Source organism: Pontibacter indicus, assembly GCF_900156345.1.
GTDB lineage: Bacteria > Bacteroidota > Bacteroidia > Cytophagales > Hymenobacteraceae > Pontibacter > Pontibacter indicus.
In genome coordinates, this window is record NZ_FTPP01000002.1 from 635,809 (window position 1) to 660,724 (window position 24,916).

Here is a 24,916-nt window from a genome sequence, read left to right on the forward strand (position 1 = left end):
TGATAACATCTCCTCAAACCACTTTATGAAACTTTCCCGCGACATCATCCATAGCATTGCCCGGCACAGCAACTGGCGCGAGGCAGGTATAGCCGACTGGCTTCGCAAAGGGCAGGTATACGCCACGCCGCAGGACTGGATAAAGTTCATCCGGCTGTTTCTGCTCGGGCTTGGGGGTAGCTTCCTTATCTCGGGCATCATCTTCTTTTTCGCTTACAACTGGGCCGACATGCACAAGTTCGTGAAGCTGGGACTGATCGAGGTGCTGATCCTGGCGGTAACCTTTGCGGCAGTGTTCCTTAAGCTGAGTAGTACCGCCAAAAACGTGTTGCTCACGGCTGCTACCATGCTAGTGGGCGTGCTCTTTGCCGTGTTCGGACAGATCTACCAGACGGGCGCCAACGCTTACGACTTCTTCCTGGGCTGGACCATTTGTGTGGTGCTGTGGGTAGCCGTGGCCCGGTTTCAACCGCTGTGGTTCATCTTCCTGGTGCTGCTCAACACCACTTTTGTGCTCTATACCCAACAGGTAGCCACGGGCTGGAGTTTTGCCGTGGTGCTCGACGCGCTTTTTGTGCTCAATGCCACGGCAGTGGTAGCATGGGAAGTGCTGGCTGCAAAAGGCCGTGTAAGTATACAGCACCGCTGGTTTCCAAGGCTGGTGAGTCTGGCGGCGATTACGGCTATTACCATCAGCATGATTTCGAACTTGTATAACGGTATCGGAGAAGATTACCGCATTGCTTTCTTGCTGGGAGCAGTTATGTATGGGCTGGGCATCTGGTACGGACTGCGGGTGCGCGATATCTTTTACCTCACGGCCCTGCCGTTCAGCGGCATTGCTTTCGTGACGGCTGCACTGGTGCGCATCGGACAAAGTGCACCTGAAATGATGCTGCTCCTCGCCACGTTATTTGTCGTGGGCAGCATCACGCTACTGGTACAGTATTTAACCAACCTTAACCGTCAGTGGCATGGCCGATAAAGAACAACTTCAACTAGACTCTTGGCTGCATCAAATAGCGCAGGAGCAACCCGACTTCAGCTACGACGAAGTGGCGATAGCTGCAGAAATAGACCATTCCACGTCGCTGCTCAAGCGCTGGCCCGTCAAGCTGCTTACCATTCTGGGCGGTATGCTGGCGATGTCTACCCTCATGGGCTTTCTGATGATGGCGGGACTCTACAATTCAGGCATCGGCATGTTCGTGTTCGGGCTCAGTTTCCTGGTAGGAGCCGAAGTGCTGGTGCGCATCGAGAAGACCTTTACAGCAGATGCCATGGCGGTGGCCCTCAACATTGCCGGCTATGTGCTGTTGGGTGTCGGTATAGGAAGCATGTCTGAGAACGCAACGGCGGTAGCGCTGACGTTAGGTATAGCTGCCTTGTTGGTGTTGCTGTTTTCGCGGAGCACGATTTGTGTATTTCTGGCAGTGCTGGTGCTCAATGGCAGTCTGCTGAGTCTGATTTTCATCCACAAGGTATACAGCCTGGCGCATGTGCTGGTGACGGTGCTGGCTGGCTTGCTCACGTATGTGAGTTTGTTCGAAGCAAAGCTGATGGCCACTTTCCGTACCTTTATCCACGCATTTGGAGCCGTGCGCATGGGGCTGGTGTTTTCGCTGCTCGGTGTGCTGGTGCTTACCGTGCACCAGGATATGCTCTCGACGCGCATTGGGTATATGTGGGTTTCGGGTGTGGTGCTGATTGGCTGTCTGCTGCTGTTGCTACACCGTGTGCTGCGCGAGAGTGGGCTGACAGATAAAAAGACACTGGCCATTTTCTATATCTGTTGCGCGGTAGTGCTGTTGCCGACTGTGCTTGCGCCTTCGGTGCCGGGTGCTTTGCTGATGGTATTGTCCAGTTTCTATATTGGTCACAGAACGGGCCTGTGGGTCGGGCTGCTGGCGCTGGCTTACTTTCTGGTGCTCTACTACTACGACCTCAACATGACACTCCTAGCCAAGTCATTCGTGCTGATGGGCACTGGCGCCTTGTTTTTAGGTGGTCTATACCTGTTAAACCGTTATTTGAGAAGCTATGAAGCGTAACTTCAAAAGTATAGTCGTGCTGGTGAACCTGGTGGCAGTGCTGGCCTTTTTCAACCTGTCGGTGGTGGAGAAGGAGGACATTCTGGAAGACGGCCAACTGGTGCTGCTCAGCCTTGCCCCGGTAGATCCGCGCTCGCTCATGCAGGGCGATTACATGGTGCTCAGCTACGCCATCAGCCAGACGCAGCAACTGGAGAAACTCCCTAACCGCGGCTATGCCGTCGTGCAGCTCGACTCCCAACTTGTGGCCCAGCTGGTACGCTATCAACCGGAAAAGGAGCCACTGCACGAAGGGGAAATCCTGATCCGGTATAACAAAGGCGGGTGGTCGCTCAACCTGGGGGCTGAGTCGTACTTTTTTGAGGAAGGACAGGCGAAAACCTTTGAACAAGCTGCTTACGGCGGGCTGAAAGTGGACAGTGAAGGCAACAGCATATTGGTGGGCTTGTATGATGAAAACCGGACACTGATCGTACCAAAGCGGCAGCAAAAATCTCAGAAATAAACCTTATCTTGAATTCAAATCAAAAGAGCAGGCCATGCACGGAATGCAGCAGATCGCACAGGACCTACAGGCCGAGCTGCGTGACCTGACCGAAATGAAAACCCAGGGATAGGAGATGCGCATCGAGAAACGTTTTGTAGCAGGTATAGCACGCGGTCTCGCTTACTACGTGGGCGGTTGTGCGCTGGTCTGGCTCACTTACCTGCTGTTTGGTTGGGAATACACCCACGCACCCGGCGCACACCACCTGATGGGTTTGCTGGTGCTCGTGGTCGGTGCCGTACGGCTGATCAGGCGCCTGATCGGTATGCTGACAACTCCAGCCGACCTGCACAACAAAGGAGCGCTCCTGGTCCATGCTCTGGCAGTGGTCGGTTTCATCCTTTTCTTCAAGCTCGTCGTCCTAAACGGCGCCCTCAAGCGCGACACCGGCGGCCTGGTCGTCTCCGAAACCCACACATCCGGCTACTAAACGCACTCTCCGCTTCTCACCAGTTAAACAACGGAATCCGATCCTCTTCTAAGTAATTGACTTTATGCATCTCATTAACCTGAAGTGACCACTTCTTAGCCTGCATAACTTCCGGTGTCCCTGCTTGTTTATACCTGCGTAAGACAAGAATATGGGAAAGCTCTTAATAAAAATAACGATGCTCTGCTGGATGTGCTGTGCCCCGATAGTTATGCAGGCACAAGTCAATAAAGACATGAATTTGGAAGCCTATAAATGGGAGAAACGCCTTTTGCTGCTCTTTGCTCCCACAATGAATGACGCCGAACTGGGTAGGCAAAAGGAGCTGGTTCGCAGAAGCCAGTCAGGTATAGCAGAGCGGCAGTTGGAGGTGCTGGAACTGGTGCCGGGCGGCAACGCGGCAACCATGCGCGAGGACCTGCTCCGAAAATTCGGGGTGGAAGCTGAGCGCTATACCTTGCTGCTGATCGGGAAAGACGGACAGGAGAAATTTCGGACTCAAAAAGCCGTACCGCTGGAAGAAGTCTTCAAAATAATCGACCAGATGCCGATGCGCCGGGAGGAAATGCGTAAACAGGACTAAAACGATTGTCATGGCTTTTGAGCAGCACTCCTTCCCGCACGAACGTCGCTCGCTGGTGGCAGATGTGCGGCATCAGTTGATCTCGTTCATCCGCTCGTTCACGCTGTTGCTCTACATCGTGATGGGGATGGCCGTGGTGGGGGTGGTCATGAAATTTCTGGGGCTGACGGGCGGCAGTTTCGTGTTTGTGTTTGCCATGGCCGTGCTCATGTTGCTGCTGCTGGTGCAGGTCGGGCTGTCGTTTTTCTACATCGTTTCGAACGTGTGGCTGGCACTGCTGGGGGCCTTCAGTAGCTTTTCGCTGGTGGCGGGGCTGCTGGCGCTTATTTTCCGCTACCAGAACTGGTTTGGCTGGCAGGTGATCTTTTATGCCGTGGTGCCGCTATACCTGCTGGTGGGCCTGTTGCTGTTCCTATACCTGAAGCGCTTCCGGAAACTGCACGAGCCGCTGCGCAATTTCTTTTATCTTAATCTGGTCATCCCTTTTGCGTTTTTGCTGTTGCTGGGATTGGTGTCCTTTCTATTCAGTGCCGACCGCTTCAACAAAGAAGAAGACCCCGTGCTGGAGCAATCTCCTATACCTATCGATAGGGCTGCAGCAGAGGATACGACAGGGTTGTGGCGGACATACTGAAGCCACTGTCAGGTATAGGTTTGACTTAAAGGAAAAATATTACTAGTTTCAGATATATGAAACTAGCGTTCCTCTTCCCGCTCTTCATCTCGCTCGCCTTCACGCTCCAGGCCCAAACCCTGAAAGGCCGCGTGGTGGATGCTGCTACGAATGAGACCTTGGAGTTTGTGTCGGTATACCTGAACACGACCACGCGGGGCACAACCACAAACGATAAAGGCGAATTCGCGCTGGCGATGCCCTCCGGCACCTACGATGTCATCGTCTCATACCTGGGCTACGAGCCGCTGGTGCACAGGGTGCAATCCGACAGCCTGCCTCCGTCCATCCTCTTTAAGCTGACGCCCAAGGCCCACATGCTGGGCGTAGTGGAAGTGCAGGGGAAGCGGGATGCGCAGTGGTACGACAACCTGGAGGTATTCAAAGAAAACTTTCTTGGCCGGAGCTGGATCGCAAAAGGCTGCAAACTTCTGAACCCGGAAGTGCTGACCATCGACTTCGACCAGCCCAGTGGTGTTATGTCGGTATCAGCCAGAGGCCCGCTTCTGATCGAAAACAGTTTGCTGGGCTACAAAGTGGAGTACCTGCTGACAGAGTTTACCTATCGGACAAAAGAAGGGTATGTGACCTTCGAGGGCTACCCGCGCTACGAACCGATGCAGGGCAGCAAAAGCAAACAACGCCGCTGGGACAAGAACAGGGAGTCGGCTTACCGAGGATCCGCCATGCACTTCGCACGGGCGCTGCGGCAGAAAAAACTGGAAGAGGAGGGCTTTAACCTGCGTCGCCTGTACCGCCTGCCGAACCCCAACCGGCCAACCGATGAAGAAATAGCCGGTGCGCGGGTTCACCTGCGGGCGAATGGCAACACAATCACTATTTCGGACAGCATCAGCGACATTCTGAAACGCGCCCGTTTGCCGCGCTTTGTAGAAAAGCTGGATATCAACCCGGTGCCCTATACCCAGTACCTGACACTCGACAGAGGCAAAGCTCATGTGGCCTTTGAGCAATTCATGCAGGTGGTCTATACCGGTGAGCAGGAAGAACCCGCATACGTCAGCAGTACTGCCAATTTTATGAATGGATCCGGCATGCGCAAGCCTACCTACCAAACGTCGGTCTTCTCATTGAGAGCAGATGGAGTAGAAGTGGAGGCTTCGGGGATTTTTCTGAACCCGCTTGATGTGTTGTTCGAAGGGTACTGGGGCTGGGAGAAAGTAGGCGACATGCTGCCACTCGACTATCAGCTTTCACCCTGATCGCGGCCAACCCGACGCTATACCTGTTACTCAGCGCACTGCTGGTCTGTCTTCTGCAGCTGCTCTACCGGGAAGCCCTTGGCATTGGCCAGTTGCTCTAATCGGGCGTAGGTGGCTTCATCCATGGTAGGAGTGCGGGAGAGAAACCAGAGGCTTTCGCGGTCCGGCGCTCCCACCATCACGTAGCGGTAGTCCGGGTCGAGCTCCAAAATCCAGTAATCGCCTTTGAAGGGCCAGAAGAACTGCACTTTGAGCTTGCTGTTGTTGCTACCCTCCACCGGAAATCCCTTTGCCACGGCATCGCTTACCTTGCCTTTTTTCAGGCAGGAGTTGTATACCTCCACATAGCCTTTTTCTGCATTGAACTTATACTCGGCCGTGGTGCAGCGGCAGCCCCTGGTGAAACGCTGCGGGATGGAAGCGATCTCGTACCACTTGCCCATGTATCGCTCCAGGTCCACGTTGGGCACTGTTTCGAGCGGTGCGTTTGTGGTGCTGCAACTGCTGATGATAGCCGCGCCGAGTAGTACAGCGCCGGCAGTCAGGATAAGCTTTTTGTTTTTGTCGAGGGCCATTCTTGCAACGTGTTAAAGCTGCCTGGCCATTTTGTAGTGCTGAATAGAGCCAAACAACAGGTATGATTTTTCTACTACTTCATACCCGTTGCGGCGATAAAAGTTCACGGCATTTTCGCGGGCCTGCAGGGTCATAGTGGTAGCGCCCAGTTGTCGGGCGTGGTCCTCGAGGTAACGGAGCAACTGGTCGCCGAGACGCTGGCCCTGTTTGTCGGCGCGGATGCCCATAAAGCGGATCTGCCCTTCCTGCGGTGTGTTCAGGTGCAATCGACAAACGCCTACTGCCTGTCCGTCGTCATCCACCAGCATGGCGTGTATAGCTTGGTCATCGTCCCCGGCGCGTTCGCTCCCCTCAGGCTGGTCCCAGGGTTTGCGTAGGGTGTCATAGCGGAGTTGGTAGTATTGTTTGAATTGCTCGGGGGTAGCGGGTTCTATTACTTCCATATAGAGGTGTTTATGATAATGCAAGTTTAGTTTAAAATCTGATGTGGTAGGTATAGCAGAGTGTGCTTGTATAACGTGTTTTTCGCCTATGCGGCGGGCTTTAGGTATGGCGCGAGCGTCCACGCTTGTATCTACTATCTTGGGGCCTCTGGCCCTGTCTCAGGGACAGGTATAGCAAACTACCAAAAGGCTCTTTCGGATTTCTTAATCCGAAATCAATCTGGTGGGGATGTCCACATCCCCTTGTGTAAGGTATAGCTACTGCTGCAGGTATAGCAACCTGACTTGTTTCATAGCTTGCCCTGGCCGGGCGGGCCTTACTTTTTGTCTTGACACAAAAAGTAAGCAAAAAAGTCAAGACGCTCCAAACTCGCTGAACGCTCAAACAGTGGAGCGCCGAAAAGTGCACCGTGCACTGCTTTTTGCTTTGTAGTTGAAGGGGCTAGTTACTCTTGCTATACCTGTCAGTGGTATGTAGCAGATAAAATAAAACTTATACATGAAATTGGTAGTGGCTAATTCCTCTCTCGGGAGGGGCAGGGGCCCTAGATAAAGATTCAGACAAAGTAGTCCCGCATGTCCCATGCCTTCAACAATTAACAATCAGCAATCAACAATTCAACCATTAATAATTTAACCATTCAGCAATTCGCCCTTTTAAATAACTTTGCAGCTTATAAACCGTGTAAACCTTATCATTTAACCTAACCCGAAAAACTATGGCATCTTTCGATATCGTCAGCAAAGTAGATCCGCAAATCATGGACAATGCGGTGAATGTGGCACGCAAGGAAATCATGAACCGCTACGACTTCCGCGACACCAAAGGCTCGCTTGAGTTCGACAAGAAAAACAACGAAGTGAAGATCTCCATGGAGAACGACATGCGCCTGCAGCACACCGAGGACGTGCTCATCGGCAAAATGGTGAAGCAGGGCCTCGACGCCACTGCCCTCGATTTCTCCAAGGAAGCCTACCAGAGTGGGGCGATGGTGAAGAAAGACATCAAGGTGAAAGCCGGCATCGACAAGGAGACATCCAAGAAGATCATGAAGCTGATCAAAGACAGCAAACTGAAGGTGTCAGCCGCCATCATGGACGAAACCATCCGGGTGACAGGCAAAAAAATCGACGACTTGCAGCAAGTGATCGCGCTTTTGCGTACAAACGCCGAAGAAATAGGCATGCCGCTTCAGTATGTGAACATGAAGTCCTAATGCTTAAGGGTTAAATTGTTGTCTTCAGGAAAAGCAATTTAGCCATTTGACAATTTAACCTTTACCTCACTCACCTTATGCTCGATATCTTCGCCAACCCAGACACCTGGGTAAGTTTGCTGACCCTGACCTTTATGGAAGTGGTGCTCGGCATCGACAACATCGTGTTCATCTCGATCATAGTCAGCCGGTTGCCGAAAGAGCAGCAGGCCAGGGGGCGCAATATCGGCTTAACGCTGGCTTTAGTTTTCCGCATTATCCTGTTGATGTTCATCGCCTGGATCGTGAGCGCCAGCGACCCGATCTTCTCAATCAACCTACCGTTCACGAACGAGGACTTCCCCGTGTCGTGGCGCGACATCATTCTCTTCGCGGGTGGTCTGTTCCTGCTGGCCAAATCCGTTACCGAGATCCACAACAAACTGGAAGGCGAGGAGGAAGGCCATGAGGCTGGAAAGGGAACCACCACGCTGGGTAAGGTGCTGATCCAGATCATCCTGATCGATATTGTGTTCTCCTTCGACTCCATCCTGACGGCGGTCGGGTTGGCCCAGGAAATCGTCGTGATGGTGGTGGCCGTGATCATTGCCATGGGCATTATGCTGGTTTTCGCCAAGTACGTGAGCGACTTCGTGAACAAGCACCCGACCGTGAAAATGCTGGCGCTTTCGTTCCTGCTGCTCATCGGCTTTATGCTCGTGGTAGAGGCGCTGCACCAGCACATCCCGAAAGGCTACATCTATTTTGCCATGTTCTTCTCGCTGATGGTGGAGATGCTCAACCTGCGCCTGCGCAAAAAGACCCAGCCGGTGCACCTGCGCCAGAACGAAGTGATCATGCCCGAAGACGAACTGGCGCGCTAAGCTGCGCTATACCTGCCAAAGCGGCGCTCCTATACCTGGGGCGCCGCTTTTTTTATGCTGATGCACCAGCGAACCGGCAGAATTCCTATATTAGCCTTGAACTATACTATAGCCTCTCATGCAGTTGATACTTAGGTCTTTGTTGCTCTTGGTTGTTGCGACGCTCGCCTGGCTGAGCGTCTGGTTGCTGATGCCGCCCTCACCGGAACCTGCCACTGCACCTGCCACCGAATTTTCGGCGGAGCGGGCCATGGCGCATGTGCACCAAATAGCCCGGGAGCCGCACGCCATGGGCACAGCCGCCCATGCAGAGGTGCGCCGCTATTTGCTTGGCCAGATGGGGCAACTCGGATTGCAGCCGCAGGTACAGGAAACGACGGTGGCCTGGCAGCAGGGACCGTTTTCTACGGCGGGCTATGTGTATAATTTGCTCGGCCGCATCAAAGGGAGCGCAAGCACAGGCAAGGCGATACTGCTGATGGCCCATTACGACTCGCAGCCCAACACCCGCGGGGCCGCCGACGATGCCGCTGGCGTGGCCGCCATACTCGAAACCGTGCGTGCCCTTAAAACGGAGAAAGCTCTGGAGCATGACGTGATCGTGTTGCTGACTGATGGCGAGGAGTACGGGCTGTTTGGGGCGAGAGGCTTTTTAGAGCATCCCTGGGCAAAAGACGTGGCGCTGGTGCTGAATGTAGAGGCGCGCGGCAACCAGGGACCGAGCATGACTTTCGAGTTGAGCCCCGAAAATGGCTGGCTGGCCAAGCAGTACGGTCAGGTGGCACCTTATCCGTTCATCAGCTCTGTGGCCTACGAGGTATACCGCCGCATGCCCAACGACACTGACTTCACCGTTTTCCGAAATGCGGGCTATAGCGGGCTCAACTCCGCCTTTATCGATGGCTTCGTGCACTATCACAAACTCTCCGATTCCCCCGAAAACCTGAGCCAGGGCAGTCTGCAGCAGCATGGCGAGAACATGCTGGCCTTGGTGCGCCACTTCGGCACCGCTGATCTTTCTTCGGTGAAAGCGCCTGATGCGGTTTTCTTTAATTTCATTGGCAAGTGGGTCATTCACTACCCGGTGTGGCTCAACCTGGTGTGGGTGCTGCTGACGCTCGTGCTGGTGGTGGTGTTACTGCGGATGGTGGTGCGCAAAAAGTTGGCGACGGGCAAGCAGTTGATGGCGGGCTCGGGTATACCACTGCTTTGGCTCGTGCTGATTGGTGGGGGCGTCTACCTGCTCAACCTACCGGTGCTGCGTTTGCTTCCTTATGCCCATACCGGCAACGGCGTATACCATACCCATTTCTTCCTGGTAGGCTACTTGCTAGTGGCGCTTGGACTGTTTTTGTGGCTGGCCTACAGGGCGGTGCGTCGCAGGCCTGTGTTTGGCCTGGTGGCAGGCAGTCTGGCAGGGCAAGTGCCGCCTATGCTGGTGCTATACCTGCTGGTGCCCTCGGCGGCCTACCTGGCGGTGTTCCCGTTGCTCTTCGCGGTGCTGGGTTATATCGTGGTGCTGCATTTTGAGCTATACCGGCCCGGCCGCGCGCTGGCTTGTGCCTTGGTGGTGGTGCTGGCGGCAGTGCCGGCTATTTTCTTACTGATGCCGATTGTGCAGGTACTGTTCGTGGTGTTCTCACTGGGCTTGCCGGTGGCGGCTATTATCCTCTTTCTGCTACTACTTAACCTACTACTGCCCGTGTTGGTGGCCGGCGAGTCAGGTCGCGCTACCTGGGCTATACCTGCGCTCAGTTTGCTGGCAGGTATAGCGGTGTTAGGCATCGCCATTAGCAAAGAGCAACCCTCGCCCGACACGCCCCTGCACAGCCACACCGCCTACTACTTGGATGCTGACAACCAAACTGCTACCTGGGCAACGTCGCATGAGCAACTCAACGAATGGAACAGACAGTTTTTCCCGAAGCCCGAAAAAGGAACCCTGGCAGCGATGTACCCGCAAGCGCAACGGCCTTATCTGCTCAACACGGCGCCTGCTATACCTGTGGCCGCCCCGGTAGCTACCGTGCTGAGCGACTCAACGGCGGCTGAAACACGCGTGCTGCGCCTGCATCTGACTTCGCAGCGACAGGCGTCACATCTGGAAGTGGTGCTGCAACCCGAAGACCCCGCTATACCTTTGCAGGCGACTCTAAATGGGAAAAGCGCTCCTCTGCAAACTATTGAAGCGCCGAACGGCCAGGTATACCACCTACGCTTCTATGGGCTGCCTCTGAGCAAACAAGTGGAGTTAGAACTTACACTGCCCGCAGGGGCCAAACTCAACCTATTGCTCTTCGACCACAGCATCGGTCTGCCGACGCAACTGGTGCGTAAACCCATGCCAGCGCATATCCTACCTGAGCAGGGCCGCGACAGCAACCTGACAGTGGTGCGCAAGGCTTATCAGTTCTAAGAGTTTAGCAAAAGAAGAAGGCATTGCTGCACTTTAAGGGGTTTCTTTAAGCAAGGCATAACTTGTGCTGTGGGGTATACGGTATAGCTGTATATACTACCTTGTGCACCCATACTTATGCTCACCGATAAACTCCTCACCCTGGCCTTTGGGCTCGTGTTCTTGCTGATGATCGCCTGCAGCGATGGCCCTGAAGCTAACCAGGCCAAAACCACCACGCCTCCGGCTGTAAAAGAAATGAGCCGCAGCGCCGCCTTCCTCGACTATGCCGCCAGCACCACCATGCTGCAGGCCGAACTGGCCCGACTGGCCTCGGAGCGTGCCCAGTCGGAAGAGGTCAAAGCCCTCGGCACTGAAATGCTCGACTTCTACGGCCGGGCTATGAAACAATTGCAGCAGGTTGCCCGGGCGGAAGGACTGCACACCAGCCTGCCCGACTCGCTGGGTTCGGCTGACAGGGCAACAGTGGAAGAGTTTGGAAAGCTGACGGGGGCCGCGTTTGACGAGCACTACAAAGCCTACGTGTATGAGTCGCAGCAATCGCAGCTGGACCATTACGGCGAGATGTTGCTCAGAGCGGAGGAAGAGGAAATCAGGAGTTGGGTGAACGAAATGCAGCTGCAATTGCGCGCGCGTCTGCAACTGGCTGCCCAGTACGACAGCGCGAGGTAAGTATAGCAGGTATAGCTTAGCGCCAGAGGTCGGCGGCTTTGCGGGCCATCCGGAAGAAAAGTTCTTTCTCCAGGCCTGCCACTTGGCGGGCTTCACACTCGGAGTAGCCGTTTTCGGAGGCGTTGAGGTAGTCATAGTAGAGCTGCGCCAGTTCCAGCGAGTCGTCCTCAAACTGCTCGGTCATGCTTTCGCGCTGCAGCTTTTCAGGCTCGAAGATCTTGGACGGGTATAGCTTGTCGAGCTGGTAGATCAGGTATTTCTGCGAGGTGTTGTCGGAGCGCTTGCTTCCGCCGCCCAGCAGTTGCTCCAGCGGCAGGTCATCGTCATCGTCGTATTCATCTTCCAGTTCATCGTCCACGGCCAGTGGCTCATACACAATCAGGTCGAAGCCAGTCAGCTCCAGGTAATCTTCGAACTGCTCTTTGATGGGCACCAGGGTAGGGGAGTCGTGGTCGGTGTTGAGCACATTGGCCATGTGGAGGGCAATTTCCTTGCCTTTGTCGCCGGCGCCGATCAGGATTTGGTTAAACTGCGTGAAGTCGCAGCCCAGGTAAATGAACTTGTACTCATCGTCCAGCACAGTAAAGCACCATAGCGTGATGAACTCTGTATCGTCAATCACAACAGTGTCTATGTAGAGCTCATTTATCTGGATATAATATGGCGCGTACTGTGGAGAGTCCATGGCTGGTTCGGATTTTGTTGTACAGTATTTGCGTATACGGTGTTTGTTTGCACATGGCAAAGTTTCTATATAGAAAGTAAGCGAAAGGCCCTAATCTTCGTGTCGGTAAATATAGTACAATACCCCTCCAAGTGCCGTTACGCCCGCGCGTATGGCCCAGCCAACACCTTCGCCCCACTGGTTAACCCAATTTAGCACCAACAGATTGGCGCCCGAAAGACCCATAACGAGCGAAACCAGCCCGGCAAGAAGCAGAAACAGTCCGATGAATTTCATAGTGGCTTTTTTAGAAGGTGAAGACCTCAAATATAGAATTGTGTTGTAACAGGGAAGCCCCGTTTTGAACAACCTCTATATAGTCCACTTTAAATATAATAAATATTATTTTCAGCACAAGATTTTATGCAAAAAAATGCTGGATTGGCAGCTGTGAGGTATAGGATTAAAGCCTGAATCAGGACCAAATGCGCTCCATAAAGCGCTGTGCGTTTCGGTAGGCGAGCTGCTCAAGCTGCGGTTGGGAAAGTTTGTCCTGAAGCTGCTCCAACAGATAGGTATAGCTGGTGCCTGCGTGCTCGTGCTCCTTAAAATAGTAGGGCACCCGGCTCAGATCCGGTGAATCGAGGGTATAGAAGTAGTCGGCTCCGAAGCAGATGCTGTTTTCGGCACCTTTCTCAAAGCCATACAAAATGTGCTGCAGCAGGGCCTCGGGCTGTTCGTTGTTCACGAAGGCCCGCAGAAAGTTCATGCCGATCAGCCCCTGCCGGCGAATAATTTCCTGTGCGATCTCGTCGGGCAGGTTGCGGTTGTGCTCCCATACCGGCCGGAAGTTGGAGTGGCTGGCCATGACAGGTATGTCGAGCCGCTCACGGTCGATGTGCTCGAGGATATCGTAAGCCAGGGCATCGCTGGTATGCGAAAAGTCCACGGCGATGCGGCGGCCGTGCAGGTAGTCGAGCAGCATTTTGCCGTCGCGCGTAATGCCGCGGTCCGTCATGTTGCCGCCCCCGAAGCGGTTTCCCATATGGTGCGTGAAACTGATGTACAGGAGTCGCTCCACCGCATCGATAATCTTCTCGAGCTTCTTAAAACCCTCTTCCAGCGGTTCATCCTCTTCGCAAAAGCCCGAGGCGTTCTCGACGGAAGCTACCATGCCAATATCGCCTTTACCGCTCAACGCATTTTGTAACGATGCCGTATTCGTCACCGCTGTCAGGCAGCTGCGCTCGTCAGTGGCCAGCTTCCGGAATATTTCGGCCTGCAAGTGTGCATAGTGGGTGCTTCCCGGCGCGGTGGCACAATAAATGGCCATCGTCTGCAGCCGCACGTTGCCTTGCGTCAGGGCAGGCAGCGAACACCCGATCTCGGCCACATTGTCAATAGCGGAATCAGGCACGTCCGACAGGTATACCAAAAGGTCGCAGTGCAGGTCGATGATGGGCAGTCGGGCAGGAGGTGTCATGAAGTTGATTTTTTGTTCGGTGTAAGATACGGAGAAGCAGGGCAGAAGGTATAGCTGTGTGCGTTTCCGGTTACCCATCTGTCATTTCGGCGAAAGGAGGAATCAGAAGCACATCAGTCAGGTATAGGAGTGCGAGCTATAGCAGAGGATGCAGGAATGATTGCCGTTCTCTGCATCCTTTAAAGAGGGACCTTTTTCTATGTTGTCATTCCGACGATAGGAGGAATTTGATATCATACAGGCCGTAAGTTGGGCGAGAGCGCCAACGCGGCTTTGCTGTGAGTCCTTTCAGTAATCGGGTCCCATGGTTTCACCGCCGGTTCCCGCTGCGCTCGAACCAGCGGTAGCAGGATAACAGATTTCTCCTATCGTCGAAATGACAGAAGAGAGAGGAATAACAAGGAGAATGGTATACAAACAAAGAAGCCGGAGATTTCTCCCCGGCTTCTCATTAAGTGCAAAGTTTCTTAGTTGTCAAAGCCCTCATCTTCTCCACCATTCTGCTCGTTTTGTCGGCGGCGTTCGCGGTTGGTACCTTCGCTGTTGAGGCGGTAGGTGAAGCCCAGGTAGATGATGCGGCTCTGGCGGCGGTTCTCGCTCTCGGTTCTGAACTCGGGGCCGAAGCTCAGGAAGTTGAACTGGCGCGTGTTGAACACATCCGACACGCGCAGGGAAATGGTGCCGTTCTTTTTGAGGACGTCCTTTTTCATGGCCAGGTCAGCGCTGAACATCTGCTCCATCCGGCCCTGAATGTCAGCCATGGGCGAGCGGTAGAATCCAGAAAGCTGGATGTTAAGGTCCTCCCATACCGTAAAAGTAGAGTTCACTTTTGAGTTCCAGCTGAACTGGGCATTGCTCAGCTCCGTGTCGCCCTGGGTGGTGTTAAGCTGCGTCCGGAAGCCCGAGATGCTGCCGTTGATGCGCCACCACTTTGTGGCCGGGTAGTTGAAGCCGAGCTCAGCGCCATAGGCTTTGTTGTCGGAGATGTTTAGGAACGTGGTCTCGGTGGCAGGTATGGTATCGTTATCGACGATCACCTGGGTTGCCATCCGGAAGCGCTCTATCTCGTCCATCGTGTGGCGGTAAAAGACAGTGGCATTGATGGAGGCCTCGCCCCAGTACTTCAGGTAGCCCAGCTCCAGCGAGTTGACGAACTCCGGCTTCAGTTCGGGGTTGCCGTAGTGCACGCTAAATCGGTCTGAGCGATCCACAAAAGGGTTCAGGAAACGGCTGCGCGGCCTGTTGATACGGCGGCTGTAGCTGAACTGCAGTTTGTTGTCTGGGTTGAAATCCTTGGTGATGAAGAGCGTCGGGAAGAGGCTGAAGTAGTCGTTGCTGCTCTTTTCGCCCTCCTCGGTGCGCAGGTCGGTCTTGGTCACGGTCTGCTCGGCGCGCAGCCCCACCTGGTAGCTGATGGACTTATACCGGTTGCTGTAGTTGGAGTAGACGGAGTAGATGTTCTGGTCGAAAACGAAATGGTTGCTCTGATCGGTGCTGTAGATCATTTCGCCGGTCTCATTGTTGCGGTTGAAGAAGCGGGAGTCTTCGTCCAGGCGCTCGAAGGAGCTGCGGAAGCCCGCCTCAAACTTGCTGTGCTCCGAAATGGGGTGCACATAATCGGCTCTGGCCACTATTTCGCGGTTGGCATCGTCCACCAGCGTCTGCTGCATTTCTGGGAAGGCGCCCTGCAAGCTGCTTCGCTCGTCGAACAGCGCCACTTCGTCGTCGATGTTGGTGTTGTACACGATGTCGGCCGTCAGTTCCTGCCCTTTCCGCTCAAAAGTCTGTCGGTAGCCCAGCGTCACGTCCACGGCGTTCTCGTTTTCTTCTTCGGTAGTATTGCGGGTGCGGGTGTTCACCAACTGACGGTTCTCGTCCTCGAAGCGATAGAAAATGTTGTTATACCCCGTGTCGCGGCCGAAGCGGTAGATGCCGGAGGCTGACAAGGTATGGCGCGGCGTCAGGAAATAGTCGGCGCCCAAACGGAAGCTGTGCGAAACGTCTTTGCTGTCGCGTGTGCCCTCCTGTTGGCGGTAACTGGTGCTGTCCTGCTGCCCGAAGTCGTTGAAGTGGTAGTTGGTCGTGAAGCTGTCGCTCCATCCTGGCCGGGTGCGCTGCCTGAAGTCATAGCCGGAGTTGAGCGACCACTTGTAGTAGCGGTAGTTCAGGTTGAGCGAGGTGTTGTAGTTGTCGTAAGTGCCAGCCGTGACGGAGGCGGTGCCATTGAAGCCGGGCTTTTTCTCTTTCTTCAGCACCAGGTTGATGATGCCCGAGGTGCCTTCCGGGTTGTACTTGGACGACGGGTTCGTGATCAGTTCGATGCTCTCGATCAGGTTGGCGGGAATCTGGTCGAGGGTAAGATTGGAGAGTGCGGAGCGCTTGCCGTCCACCAGAATGGTGACGTTGGAGCTTCCGCGCATGCTCACGTTGCCGTCCACATCCACCGTCACCGAAGGCAGGTTCTGCATCACCTCGGCCACCGAGCCGCTTTCGGCGTTGATGTCCTGACTCACGTTCACCACCCGCTTGTCCAGCTCGAACGATACGATGGGCCGCTCCGTCACAATCTGCACTTCTTTCAGTTGCGTAGCACTGCCCCGCACAGGTATAGCGCCTAGCTGTAGGTTATTGTTGGCCGCCGTGATGGCGATGTTGGGGATGAATTTGGTTGGATAACCGACTGAGGAAACGCGCAAAATGAAGCGACCCTGTGGTACGCTTGTCAGTTCGAACTTTCCTTCCATGTCAGAAGTGGCACCGGTTACGACGCTGGAGTCACGGGCGGTAAGCAGCACCACATTAGCAAAACCCAGCGGCGCCTTGGTTTCTTCGTCCTGCACCGTGCCGGAAATGCGGCCCTGGGTGTTCGTCTGTGCTTGTCCCTGAGCCAGAAGCGTGGTGCTGGAGATAAATAGTAGGCAAAGAACGAGGAGGAATGGTAAGGTATTGGCTCTCATAGTTTTTTATACGGGTAATCAAAGGAGGTGCTTTTTCGCCTTAGGGTGTAAAGGCAGCAGAGGGAGCGGGAGAGAAAAGTAATAACCGGGGTACGCCGCAGTTTTCTTTTAACGGAAATGGCGGTTTCCCCCGGCTCAACTTTTAGCCACAGGTAAGACAAGCCATGGCCGGGAAGGTTTAAACGGTACAGCTAAAAAACTTAAAAAAATATGCCCGCAGGCTACAAGGTCTGTGTTTCAGTTGTTTATCGTGTGATCTTGCTCAGGAAGTCCCACACCACCACACCGGTTGCCACCGAAATATTAAGCGAGTGCTTGGTGCCGAACTGCGGGATCTCGAGCACGAAATCAGAATGATGGATCACCTCCTGCTCCACCCCAAACACCTCGTTTCCCAATACCAAGGCATAGCGCTGCTCTGGCTCAGGTATAAACTCGTTTAGCTTCAGGCTGTTTTCAGCTTGTTCCACCGAGCCAATTACAAAACCCTGATCTTTCAGCTGCTTCACCAGTTCCAATGTATCCGGCACATGCTCCCAGTCCACCGATTCGGTGGCGCCAAGAGCGGTTTTTTCGATATCACGGTGAGGCGGGGTGCCAGTAATGCCGCAGAGGTATACCTTCTCGACCATAAAGGCATCGGCGGTGCGGAAAACAGAGCCCACATTATTGAGGCTGCGCACATTGTCGAGCACCAAGACTAACGGTATTTTTTTCTTATTTTTGAATTCTTCAACCGAGTCGCGGTTGAGGTCGTCCATGGAAAGTTTACGCATTGTTTTTTTGACAAAGGATGTTTTGACAAAAGACGATAGACTTTTGTTGTGGGTATAGCGTGTGACCATACCTTGGTGCAAAGGTAGGGAATTGGGTTGTCTGAAACTTCATATAGGGCCCCCGCCCCAAGGATTTACAGGATTTTGGGATTGACAGGATTGCCGCAAACTACTTAACACACGTCTGCCCTTCTTGATAGAGGGCCCATACTCCTAGCAGGGAATCTGTGCACGATTGACACACCCCTGCCCCTCTCAAAAGGGGATTTTCTGAAGCCGCCATATGAGGTATAAGCGTTGTGGCAAACTACCTCTGGCAGGTACAGCAAGACTAACTTGCACGCTGGCAATGAAAGAGACCGTGTCGCCAGGTGCGCTTTTCGGTGCTCCACTGTTGGGGGTGAAGGGGTCCCCCTTTCAAGAGCGGTCAGCGAGTGGGGGTAGGGCCCCTCGATTTTTGTGTCAAGACAAAAAGTGAGTACCCGCCGCACAGGCCAAGCAATGAAACAAGCAGGTTGCTATACCTGCAACAATAGCTACGCTAGGCATGAGCATTGATACAGGTACAACCAGACGGTGCTATACCTGGAGCACAGGGGCCGGAGGCCCCACGATAGTAGACACGAGCGAGGACGCTCGCGCCATGAAAGCGAGAACGTCCAGAATTGAGTTTGGAGATTTTCAACTCGCGCCACAATAATTTAAGATTAAACGGGAAATCAATCCCATCAAAGTGATACAGGTATGAAAGGAGGAGACAACGGCACTGTAACCCCACTGATGAAACAGTACAACGCCATCAAGGCGAAGCATCCGGGGGCGCTGCTGCTATTCAGGGTAGGAGACTTCTACGAGACCTTTGGCGAGGACGCCATCAAGGCCAGCAAGATATTGGACATTGTACTGACCAAGCGCGGCAACGGCTCTGCCTCGGAGACAGCGCTTGCCGGTTTCCCGCACCACTCCCTCGACACCTACCTGCCCAAACTGGTACGGGCCGGGGAGCGCGTGGCCATCTGCGATCAGCTCGAAGACCCTAAATCGGTGAAAGGTATTGTGAAGCGGGGCGTTACCGAGCTGGTAACACCCGGCGTGTCTTTTAACGACCAGGTGCTGGAAAAACGCAGCAACAATTATCTGGCGGCTGTACATTTTGGCAAAACGGAGGCCGGTGTTTCCTTTCTGGATATCTCGACAGGCGAGTTCATCACCGCACAGGGCGATAAAAACTACGTAGGCAAGTTGCTGCAGAGCCTGGCGCCGGCAGAGGTGCTCTTCTGCAAGCGCGAGAAAGAAACCTTCTTTCAGAGCTACGGTCCCGATTTTCGCTACTATGCGCTGGAGGAGTGGGTGTTCAGCTACGACTTCGCCTATGAATCGCTGACGCGGCATTTTAATACGACTTCGCTCAAGGGATTCGGCATCGAAGGGATGCAGGAGGCCATTACTTCGGCAGGAGCCATCCTGCATTATCTCTCTGAAACGCACCACCACGAGATCAGCCACATCGCCACCATCTCCCGCCTGGAGGAGGACAAGTACGTGTGGCTCGACCGCTTCACGGTACGCAACCTGGAGCTGGTATACCCGCAGAACCAGGACGGCGTGCCGCTAATCCAGATCCTCGACCAGACCACTACGCCAATGGGTGCCCGTTTGCTGAAAAAGTGGGTGGTGCTGCCGCTGAAGGATGTAGTGCAGATCAAACGCCGTCTCGACACAGTAGAGGCGCTGACCCAGCACGGCGAACTGCTCGACGAGCTATACCTGCACCTCAAGCAAATCAACGACCTCGAGCGCCTGATCTCCAAAGTAGCCGTGCGCCGTGTGAACCCACGGGAACTCATGCAATTGGCGAAAGCTTTGGATGCGATTCAGCCGATCAAGAAGCTGCTGGCGGCAAGCGGTATACCTGCCCTCGTGAAGCTGGCCGACCAGCTGGCACCATGCGATGGGCTGCGCGAGGAGATCAAGAACGTGCTCAAGCCGGACGCCCCAATGCTCACCAACCAGGGCAATATGATCAACGATGGGGTAAACGAGGAGCTGGATGAGCTCCGCAAGATCGCTTTTTCGGGGAAGGATTATCTGGCTCAACTGCAACAGCGGGAGGTTAAGAATACAGGCATTAGCTCTCTGAAGATCGCCTATAACAAGGTGTTTGGCTACTACCTGGAAGTGACGCACGCGCACAAAGACAAAGTGCCGGCCAGCTGGATCCGCAAGCAGACGCTGGTGAATGCCGAGCGCTACATCACCGAGGAGCTCAAAACTTACGAAGAGAAGATTCTCAATGCCGAAGAGCGCATTTATACCATCGAGTTTAGCCTCTTCAACGAGCTGGTGCTGCAGGCCATGGATTACGTGGGGCAAATCCAGCAAAATGCCAAAGTCATCGCCGTGATCGACTGCCTGAGCGCCTTTGCAGGTATAGCCGTGGCGGGCAACTACGTGAAGCCCGAGGTGAACAATAGCCATGTGCTCGACATCAGGAAAGGCCGTCATCCGGTGATCGAAAAGCAACTGCCGCTGGGGGAGGAGTACGTGCCCAACGACATCTTCCTCGACAACGAAGAACAACAGGTGATCATCATCACAGGTCCGAACATGGCAGGTAAGAGTGCCCTCCTACGCCAGACGGCCCTGATCGTGCTGATGGCGCAGATCGGTTGCTTCGTTCCTGCTGAGGCGGCCAGCATCGGCATCATCGACAAGATCTTTACCCGTGTGGGCGCTTCGGATAACCTCTCGAAAGGTGAGTCGACCTTTATGGTGGAGATGACTGAGACGGCCAGTATCCTGAACAACCTCTCGGATCGCAGCCTGGTGCTGATGGATGAGATTGGCCGCGGCACGAGTACTTATGACGGCATTTCCATTGCCTGGGCTATTGTGGAGCACCTGCACAATCACCCGAAGTTCCGGGCCAAGACGCTTTTTGCCACGCACTACCACGAGCTCAATCAGCTGGCTGAAGATTTTCCGCGCGTGAAAAATTACAATGTGTCGGTGAAGGAGACAGGCGGCAAGATTCTGTTCATGCGCAAACTGGTAGAGGGCGGCAGCGAGCACAGTTTCGGTATACATGTGGCCCAGATGGCCGGTATGCCGAACAGCGTGGTGCTGCGCGCCGACGAGATTATGCATCACCTCGAAAAAGAGAAGGTATCGGAGCAGGCGCCGAAGCAACGCATGAAGTCTGCCCCAAAAAACAACTACCAACTAAGCATGTTCGAGTTACAGGACCCGCAACTGCAGCGTGTGAAGGAGCTCATGGAGCAGCTCGATATTAACACCATAACCCCTGTGGAGGCACTTTTGAAACTCAACGAGCTCAAATTATTGTTGAAAGATAAAGGCGAAACGGTGCGCTAGAAGGTATAGCCGGGCTGCGCTCAAAATTTTCTAAAAATTTTCTCGCTGAAAATCAGTAAAAAGCGAGAAAGTAGCAGAAAAATTTAGGGCGCCCTCTTGACTTCTGGATTTTTGTCTATATCTTTGTATCACTAAATCGCTAAGGGGGTTTAGAAAAGACTAAAGCGGGAGTAGCTCAGTTGGTAGAGCGCGACCTTGCCAAGGTCGAGGTCGCGAGTTCGAACCTCGTCTCCCGCTCAAAAGAAGATAAAGACGTTGTGATAAGCAACGTCTTTGTTTTTTAAAGTCACTTCTTCGGGATTAGCCCGAAGGTTGCCGGGATGGTGGAATTGGTAGACACGCAAGACTTAAAATCTTGTGGCCGCAAGGCCGTGCGGGTTCGATTCCCGCTCCTGGTACTGGAAATAGAAAGCCCTTGTAACGGAAGTTGCAAGGGCTTTCTTCGTTTATAGCCCTATATTGTACTTACCTTAAAATTAGAAGCGAAATAGAGGGAGCCTGCCGAAGTATGGCAGATTCTAACTAAATCTGCACCAAAGACGTGACATCCCTAAGCAATTGGGCATCGAAGGGAGAAAGACAATTTTTAGTCTAATACCAGTTCATAGCCTAAGTACAGCACGGAACCTACCAGCATGAGCGAGAGCATGATACTTGGTGTCATAAGCTTAATGGGTTTAAAAGTGTGTAATATGAATGTGTGGAAAGCAGTATTGCTAGCTTTAGTTGTATAACATGTTGACAGGCAATGTGTTTGGCGTAAGATCGGATAAAGATGAGCACAGGGAGGAAAGTGGCGCTCCAGGTATACTGACCCTCTTATTAGTAGTATCTTTAATAGTCATATTTAGCAGGATCTTAGCTTAATTCGGCTAATACCCGCTCCTAATCCAGCATAAGCTGAGAAGTCCCATGTAACGAGATTTGCAGGGAACTTTTTGTCTCGACAAGCCTTATCTTTGCATACCTAAACCAATACTTCCGTACAGGTATACCCAGCAACCTGACAGCAGACAGCATTACAACCCATGGCCGCAACACCCAGCGACTTCTTCAAGACAAACCGGACAGCCTCCGAAATAAAAGCTGAGCTGTTGCCGAGCTTTTTTGAGGTATGGGCGACTGTGATGCTACAGCATGCAGGTGCGTCAGAAAGGTTATTACGCTGTATCGATCTACAGGCGGGCCTTGATCTGAATGAGTCGTCTCCCGCGGTTATGCAGCTATTGCGACAGGTATACAAAAGCACCGGCTCCCGAACTGATCTGAATAAAGGTATGGGCTTGATGCTCTACGATGCTGATACATATACCTTGACTGAACTGCAGGAGCGGGTAGCACAGCTGCCGTTTTACCAGGATCTGGTAAATCTGCCCGTTTTTCTGCAGGAGGAGAGCGAAGAGGCGCCTATGGAACGTCTCCTAACCGATCAGCCTTCATTTGCCTTTCTTGATCCCACACAAGAAGGCATACCACAACAGTTTCTGCTCCACGCCATCCAGAAGAGTGAAGCGGACTTGCTGATGCTTTTCAGCCCGAAAGCACTGGAGACTGCCGTGAAGAAAGCGAGGGCCGAAAGCCAGCTTCAGGAAATATTTGCAGAGCGACTGGAAGCAATAAGGGTCTTCTACAAACAGAACAGGAACGCAGACAGGAGGGAGGAGTACCTGCTGGATTGTTTTGAAGGGATTTTCCGGGGCAAAGACTTCTATACCCTGCGCTTCCGAATAAACCTTACTGACAAAAGGCAGACGAGCCAATACCTGGTCTTCTCAGTGAAGTCGGAGCAGGTATACCTTCGATTAAAAGAGCTGCTCGAAAGGTATAGCGACTACCAGGAGGATGGGGTGCCGTTGTTCGGTGCTAACCTGCAGGCGCAGCAGATGTCCCTGTTCCACGAGCATTACAGGTATGCTGTCGCCAGGTTAGCGCAGGAACTTCTGGCAGATGCCGGCACTTACAACAATCGCACGCTACAGCACATCTATGAGCAACACAGCCTGGGCACTCACTATACCCTGGCAAACTACCAGATAGCCTATGAAAGGCTGATGCGGCAGGGGCTGGTGCGCTTCATCAACCCGAAAACCGGGCAGCCCGTGACAAAGCTGACAGCAGCGTCGCTGATCAGGTATAGCCTCCGGAAGTAAGCTTGATCAGTTTCTGTTTCAGGCCATGTGCTGCTGGTGTTTATTCGGCGGTCGTCGGGTCTATCACTGTCCCTACTCTGCTTATCTTATTGGCTGGGAAACCTCCTTGCCGGGCATGTTCCCGCACCATCTCTTCATTCGGCGCATTGTAGATGCAGTAAATCTTATCGTCGGTTACATAGCTCTGAACCCACTGAATCTTGGTGCCCATCTTGTCGAGCACGCCGCAGGAGGTCTGGGAAATGGATTTCAGCTGATCCGGTGTCAGTTTGCCGGCATCCGGAATTTCTCTTTCAATGACAAATTTAGGCATGGTGTTTTGAGGAATGATTGCTACAGAAAATGGTATGCATCAAAAACACAATAGTCCGTTGTGACTACCAAGCGAGGAGAAATAGCAGGGTGAAAACTGGCAGAGGATTGGTACTATCTGCTTACGTGCAGGTATGCTTCTGGTTTAGCAGTAGGCAGATGTCTATGATCAGCTCTTATTACCGAACCAATTCCCTGTTTCGGTTTGCATCAATAGCCAGCAAAATGAAGAGCAGGATGGTAAACGACCACAACGAGGAGCCGCCGTAGCTGAAGAATGGAAGCGGTATACCTACCACCGGTGCCAAGCCGATGGTCATGCCCACATTGATGACAAAGTGGAAGAAGATGACAGACACTACGCAGTAGCCGTAGGTACGGCCAAAGACGGATTTCTGCCGCTCAGCAATGTACACAATCCGCATCATGAGCAGCATAAACAGACCAATCAGGATCGTGCTGCCCACCCAGCCATGCTCTTCGCCAATGGTACAGAAGATAAAGTCGGTACTTTGCTCCGGCACGAAATCAAACTTGGTTTGCGTTCCCTCTAGAAAGCCCTTGCCCCAGAAACCGCCCGAACCAATCGCGATCTTTGACTGTGTCACGTTCCAGCCATAGCCCAGCGGATCTGCCTCCGGGTTGATCAGGGCCTTGATACGGTTCTGCTGGTGTGGCTGCAGGATGTCGTTCACAAAATAATCCACACTGAACACCATGCCCACCACCAGCACAAACAGCGCGATCATGGTTTTGAAGCGGCGCATGAGACGGTAGTCTAGGAACATAGCCAGACCCATCAGCGCGGCAATGCCAATAAGCAGGTATAGCTTTGGTACGAGTAGGGTCAGGATAAAAATGGCCGCTGCCGTGCCCCCAATGATCAGAATCAGCGGCGACATGCCCTCCCGGAAGAAAGCCAGGATAAAGGCGCCGAACACCAGCGCAGAGCCCGTTTCGTTTTGCAGAATAATGATTACAGCCGGCACAAACGTAATGGCGGCCAGAATCATCTGGTCCTTCATTTTCTGCTGCCGCAGACTCACATTGCTCAGGAACTTGGATATGGCCAGCGCTGTGGCAAACTTAGAAAGCTCAGCAGGCTGAAGGCGAAAGCCACCCCCCAAATCAAGCCAGGAGCGTGAACCCGCCACCGGGTTGGCTACTGCCAGCGTAAAGAGCAGCAGGAGTATAATACCGCCATAGATGGGATAAGCCAGGTGCTCGTATACCTTGTAATCGACTACGAGCAATATTATGATCAGAATAAGACCCGCTGCAATAAACGTTAGCTGCCTGCCCGAGTTAATGTCGAAGCTGAAGATGTTTACTACGTTGTCGGGGCTGTAAACCACGGCGTAGATGTTCATCCAACCCAGACATACCAGCACAAAGTAAATCAGCACCGTGAACCAGTCGAGGTTACCAAACACGCTCGTCGACTGGCGGCGGCTGCTAGGCTGCACCAGGCGCTCTTTAAGCAATCCCTGTCCTGTAGTTGCCAT

Annotated in this window: 23 protein-coding genes and 2 tRNA genes; 16 read left to right on the forward strand and 9 right to left on the reverse strand. The window is 53.4% G+C overall.

What is annotated here, in order from left to right:
• Positions 1-25 precede the first annotated feature (25 nt).
• The 7 genes from B0B12_RS11475 (at position 26) to B0B12_RS11505 (ending at position 5,507) form a co-directional block, all read left to right on the forward strand.
• Entirely contained in the window at positions 26-985 is a 960-nt protein-coding gene (locus B0B12_RS11475) for a DUF2157 domain-containing protein (protein ID WP_076669000.1), read from the forward strand.
• The gene (locus B0B12_RS11480; protein ID WP_076669002.1) at positions 975-2,051 is read left to right on the forward strand and encodes a DUF4401 domain-containing protein; all 1,077 of its coding nucleotides are present in this window, start codon (positions 975-977) and stop codon (positions 2,049-2,051) included. The genes B0B12_RS11475 and B0B12_RS11480 overlap by 11 nt, the downstream gene beginning before the upstream one ends.
• Positions 2,041-2,556: a GDYXXLXY domain-containing protein gene (locus tag B0B12_RS11485; protein ID WP_076669004.1), complete on the forward strand. Its 516-nt coding sequence runs from the start codon at positions 2,041-2,043 to the stop codon at positions 2,554-2,556. The genes B0B12_RS11480 and B0B12_RS11485 overlap by 11 nt, the downstream gene beginning before the upstream one ends.
• 115 nt (positions 2,557-2,671) lie before the next feature.
• A complete protein-coding gene (locus B0B12_RS11490; protein ID WP_076669006.1) occupies positions 2,672-3,028 on the forward strand; it encodes a hypothetical protein in 357 nt (118 codons plus the stop codon).
• 235 nt (positions 3,029-3,263) lie between these two features.
• A complete protein-coding gene (locus tag B0B12_RS11495) occupies positions 3,264-3,611 on the forward strand; it encodes a DUF4174 domain-containing protein (RefSeq protein WP_244554690.1) in 348 nt (115 codons plus the stop codon).
• Between the two features lie 10 nt (positions 3,612-3,621).
• A complete protein-coding gene (locus B0B12_RS11500) occupies positions 3,622-4,245 on the forward strand; it encodes a hypothetical protein (protein ID WP_076669010.1) in 624 nt (207 codons plus the stop codon).
• A 56-nt stretch (positions 4,246-4,301) separates the two neighbouring features.
• Complete coding sequence (locus tag B0B12_RS11505) at positions 4,302-5,507, forward strand: carboxypeptidase-like regulatory domain-containing protein (protein WP_076669012.1); 1,206 nt, start codon at positions 4,302-4,304, stop codon at positions 5,505-5,507.
• 26 nt (positions 5,508-5,533) lie between these two features.
• On the opposite strand, the gene B0B12_RS11510 is transcribed toward B0B12_RS11505, so the two are convergent.
• Together B0B12_RS11510 and B0B12_RS11515 are read right to left on the reverse strand one after the other, a co-directional pair.
• Complete coding sequence (locus B0B12_RS11510) at positions 5,534-6,082, reverse strand: lipocalin family protein (RefSeq protein WP_076669014.1); 549 nt, start codon at positions 6,080-6,082, stop codon at positions 5,534-5,536.
• A gap of 12 nt (positions 6,083-6,094) precedes the next feature.
• Positions 6,095-6,526, reverse strand: a complete 432-nt coding sequence (locus B0B12_RS11515) for a GNAT family N-acetyltransferase (protein WP_076669016.1) — start codon at positions 6,524-6,526, stop codon at positions 6,095-6,097.
• A 719-nt stretch (positions 6,527-7,245) separates the two neighbouring features.
• Here B0B12_RS11515 and B0B12_RS11520 point away from each other — a divergent pair.
• From B0B12_RS11520 to B0B12_RS11535, 4 genes are all read left to right on the forward strand, one after another.
• Positions 7,246-7,743, forward strand: a complete 498-nt coding sequence (locus B0B12_RS11520) for a YajQ family cyclic di-GMP-binding protein (protein ID WP_076669018.1) — start codon at positions 7,246-7,248, stop codon at positions 7,741-7,743.
• A gap of 77 nt (positions 7,744-7,820) precedes the next feature.
• Positions 7,821-8,606 (forward strand): TerC family protein, encoded by a 786-nt coding sequence (locus B0B12_RS11525; protein ID WP_076669020.1) that lies wholly within the window; start codon positions 7,821-7,823, stop codon positions 8,604-8,606.
• 118 nt (positions 8,607-8,724) lie between these two features.
• The gene (locus tag B0B12_RS11530; protein WP_139337797.1) at positions 8,725-11,022 is read left to right on the forward strand and encodes a M20/M25/M40 family metallo-hydrolase; all 2,298 of its coding nucleotides are present in this window, start codon (positions 8,725-8,727) and stop codon (positions 11,020-11,022) included.
• Positions 11,023-11,139: 117 nt separating this feature from the next.
• A complete protein-coding gene (locus B0B12_RS11535) occupies positions 11,140-11,694 on the forward strand; it encodes a DUF4142 domain-containing protein (protein WP_076669022.1) in 555 nt (184 codons plus the stop codon).
• Positions 11,695-11,710: 16 nt separating this feature from the next.
• Here the strand turns inward: B0B12_RS11535 and B0B12_RS11540 are convergent, their stop codons facing one another.
• The 5 genes from B0B12_RS11540 to B0B12_RS11560 all read right to left on the reverse strand — a co-directional run bounded on the left by B0B12_RS11540 (position 11,711) and on the right by B0B12_RS11560 (position 17,574).
• Positions 11,711-12,379 carry a hypothetical protein gene (locus tag B0B12_RS11540; RefSeq protein WP_076669024.1) on the reverse strand — a complete coding sequence of 223 codons (669 nt, stop codon included), beginning with the start codon at positions 12,377-12,379 and terminating at the stop codon, positions 11,711-11,713.
• A 90-nt stretch (positions 12,380-12,469) separates the two neighbouring features.
• The gene (locus B0B12_RS11545) at positions 12,470-12,655 is read right to left on the reverse strand and encodes a hypothetical protein (protein ID WP_076669026.1); all 186 of its coding nucleotides are present in this window, start codon (positions 12,653-12,655) and stop codon (positions 12,470-12,472) included.
• A 178-nt stretch (positions 12,656-12,833) separates the two neighbouring features.
• Positions 12,834-13,919, reverse strand: a complete 1,086-nt coding sequence (locus B0B12_RS11550; protein ID WP_342039367.1) for a dipeptidase — start codon at positions 13,917-13,919, stop codon at positions 12,834-12,836.
• Between the two features lie 389 nt (positions 13,920-14,308).
• Positions 14,309-16,798 carry a TonB-dependent receptor gene (locus tag B0B12_RS11555; RefSeq protein WP_076669028.1) on the reverse strand — a complete coding sequence of 830 codons (2,490 nt, stop codon included), beginning with the start codon at positions 16,796-16,798 and terminating at the stop codon, positions 14,309-14,311.
• Between the two features lie 245 nt (positions 16,799-17,043).
• Positions 17,044-17,574 carry an RNA methyltransferase gene (locus tag B0B12_RS11560; protein ID WP_076669030.1) on the reverse strand — a complete coding sequence of 177 codons (531 nt, stop codon included), beginning with the start codon at positions 17,572-17,574 and terminating at the stop codon, positions 17,044-17,046.
• A 547-nt stretch (positions 17,575-18,121) separates the two neighbouring features.
• Here B0B12_RS11560 and B0B12_RS20335 point away from each other — a divergent pair.
• From B0B12_RS20335 to B0B12_RS11580, 5 genes are all read left to right on the forward strand, one after another.
• Positions 18,122-18,274, forward strand: coding sequence for a hypothetical protein (locus B0B12_RS20335; protein WP_170871854.1), 153 nt, complete (start codon positions 18,122-18,124; stop codon positions 18,272-18,274).
• A 44-nt stretch (positions 18,275-18,318) separates the two neighbouring features.
• Positions 18,319-20,949 (forward strand): DNA mismatch repair protein MutS, encoded by a 2,631-nt coding sequence (gene mutS, locus B0B12_RS11565; RefSeq protein WP_076669033.1) that lies wholly within the window; start codon positions 18,319-18,321, stop codon positions 20,947-20,949.
• Positions 20,950-21,113: 164 nt separating this feature from the next.
• Positions 21,114-21,186: transfer RNA gene (locus B0B12_RS11570), tRNA-Gly, on the forward strand.
• Positions 21,187-21,263: 77 nt separating this feature from the next.
• Positions 21,264-21,347, forward strand: a tRNA-Leu gene (locus B0B12_RS11575).
• Between the two features lie 630 nt (positions 21,348-21,977).
• The gene (locus B0B12_RS11580; protein WP_076669035.1) at positions 21,978-23,099 is read left to right on the forward strand and encodes a class I SAM-dependent methyltransferase; all 1,122 of its coding nucleotides are present in this window, start codon (positions 21,978-21,980) and stop codon (positions 23,097-23,099) included.
• Between the two features lie 40 nt (positions 23,100-23,139).
• Here the strand turns inward: B0B12_RS11580 and B0B12_RS11585 are convergent, their stop codons facing one another.
• Together B0B12_RS11585 and rodA are read right to left on the reverse strand one after the other, a co-directional pair.
• A complete protein-coding gene (locus B0B12_RS11585) occupies positions 23,140-23,412 on the reverse strand; it encodes a DUF4242 domain-containing protein (RefSeq protein WP_076669037.1) in 273 nt (90 codons plus the stop codon).
• A 178-nt stretch (positions 23,413-23,590) separates the two neighbouring features.
• Entirely contained in the window at positions 23,591-24,916 is a 1,326-nt protein-coding gene (rodA, locus tag B0B12_RS11590) for a rod shape-determining protein RodA (RefSeq protein ID WP_076669039.1), read from the reverse strand.

What these genes read in the sequence shown, in the direction of transcription:
- B0B12_RS11555 (WP_076669028.1), bottom strand. Translation starts at nt 16,798, where the DNA reads ATGAGAGCCAATACCTTACCATTCCTCCTCGTTCTTTGCCTACTATTT.
- B0B12_RS11530 (WP_139337797.1), top strand. Translation starts at nt 8,725, where the DNA reads ATGCAGTTGATACTTAGGTCTTTGTTGCTCTTGGTTGTTGCGACGCTC.
- B0B12_RS11485 (WP_076669004.1), top strand. Translation starts at nt 2,041, where the DNA reads ATGAAGCGTAACTTCAAAAGTATAGTCGTGCTGGTGAACCTGGTGGCA.
- B0B12_RS11520 (WP_076669018.1), top strand. Translation starts at nt 7,246, where the DNA reads ATGGCATCTTTCGATATCGTCAGCAAAGTAGATCCGCAAATCATGGAC.
- B0B12_RS11535 (WP_076669022.1), top strand. Translation starts at nt 11,140, where the DNA reads ATGCTCACCGATAAACTCCTCACCCTGGCCTTTGGGCTCGTGTTCTTG.
- B0B12_RS20335 (WP_170871854.1), top strand. Translation starts at nt 18,122, where the DNA reads ATGAGCATTGATACAGGTACAACCAGACGGTGCTATACCTGGAGCACA.
- B0B12_RS11545 (WP_076669026.1), bottom strand. Translation starts at nt 12,655, where the DNA reads ATGAAATTCATCGGACTGTTTCTGCTTCTTGCCGGGCTGGTTTCGCTC.
- B0B12_RS11510 (WP_076669014.1), bottom strand. Translation starts at nt 6,082, where the DNA reads ATGGCCCTCGACAAAAACAAAAAGCTTATCCTGACTGCCGGCGCTGTA.
- B0B12_RS11500 (WP_076669010.1), top strand. Translation starts at nt 3,622, where the DNA reads ATGGCTTTTGAGCAGCACTCCTTCCCGCACGAACGTCGCTCGCTGGTG.
- B0B12_RS11495 (WP_244554690.1), top strand. Translation starts at nt 3,264, where the DNA reads ATGAATTTGGAAGCCTATAAATGGGAGAAACGCCTTTTGCTGCTCTTT.
- B0B12_RS11540 (WP_076669024.1), bottom strand. Translation starts at nt 12,379, where the DNA reads ATGGACTCTCCACAGTACGCGCCATATTATATCCAGATAAATGAGCTC.
- B0B12_RS11580 (WP_076669035.1), top strand. Translation starts at nt 21,978, where the DNA reads ATGGCCGCAACACCCAGCGACTTCTTCAAGACAAACCGGACAGCCTCC.
- B0B12_RS11490 (WP_076669006.1), top strand. Translation starts at nt 2,672, where the DNA reads ATGCGCATCGAGAAACGTTTTGTAGCAGGTATAGCACGCGGTCTCGCT.
- rodA (WP_076669039.1), bottom strand. Translation starts at nt 24,916, where the DNA reads ATGGCAACTACAGGACAGGGATTGCTTAAAGAGCGCCTGGTGCAGCCT.
- B0B12_RS11475 (WP_076669000.1), top strand. Translation starts at nt 26, where the DNA reads ATGAAACTTTCCCGCGACATCATCCATAGCATTGCCCGGCACAGCAAC.
- B0B12_RS11480 (WP_076669002.1), top strand. Translation starts at nt 975, where the DNA reads ATGGCCGATAAAGAACAACTTCAACTAGACTCTTGGCTGCATCAAATA.
- B0B12_RS11550 (WP_342039367.1), bottom strand. Translation starts at nt 13,919, where the DNA reads ATGGGTAACCGGAAACGCACACAGCTATACCTTCTGCCCTGCTTCTCC.
- B0B12_RS11585 (WP_076669037.1), bottom strand. Translation starts at nt 23,412, where the DNA reads ATGCCTAAATTTGTCATTGAAAGAGAAATTCCGGATGCCGGCAAACTG.
- B0B12_RS11505 (WP_076669012.1), top strand. Translation starts at nt 4,302, where the DNA reads ATGAAACTAGCGTTCCTCTTCCCGCTCTTCATCTCGCTCGCCTTCACG.
- B0B12_RS11560 (WP_076669030.1), bottom strand. Translation starts at nt 17,574, where the DNA reads ATGCGTAAACTTTCCATGGACGACCTCAACCGCGACTCGGTTGAAGAA.
- B0B12_RS11515 (WP_076669016.1), bottom strand. Translation starts at nt 6,526, where the DNA reads ATGGAAGTAATAGAACCCGCTACCCCCGAGCAATTCAAACAATACTAC.
- B0B12_RS11525 (WP_076669020.1), top strand. Translation starts at nt 7,821, where the DNA reads ATGCTCGATATCTTCGCCAACCCAGACACCTGGGTAAGTTTGCTGACC.
- mutS (WP_076669033.1), top strand. Translation starts at nt 18,319, where the DNA reads ATGAAAGGAGGAGACAACGGCACTGTAACCCCACTGATGAAACAGTAC.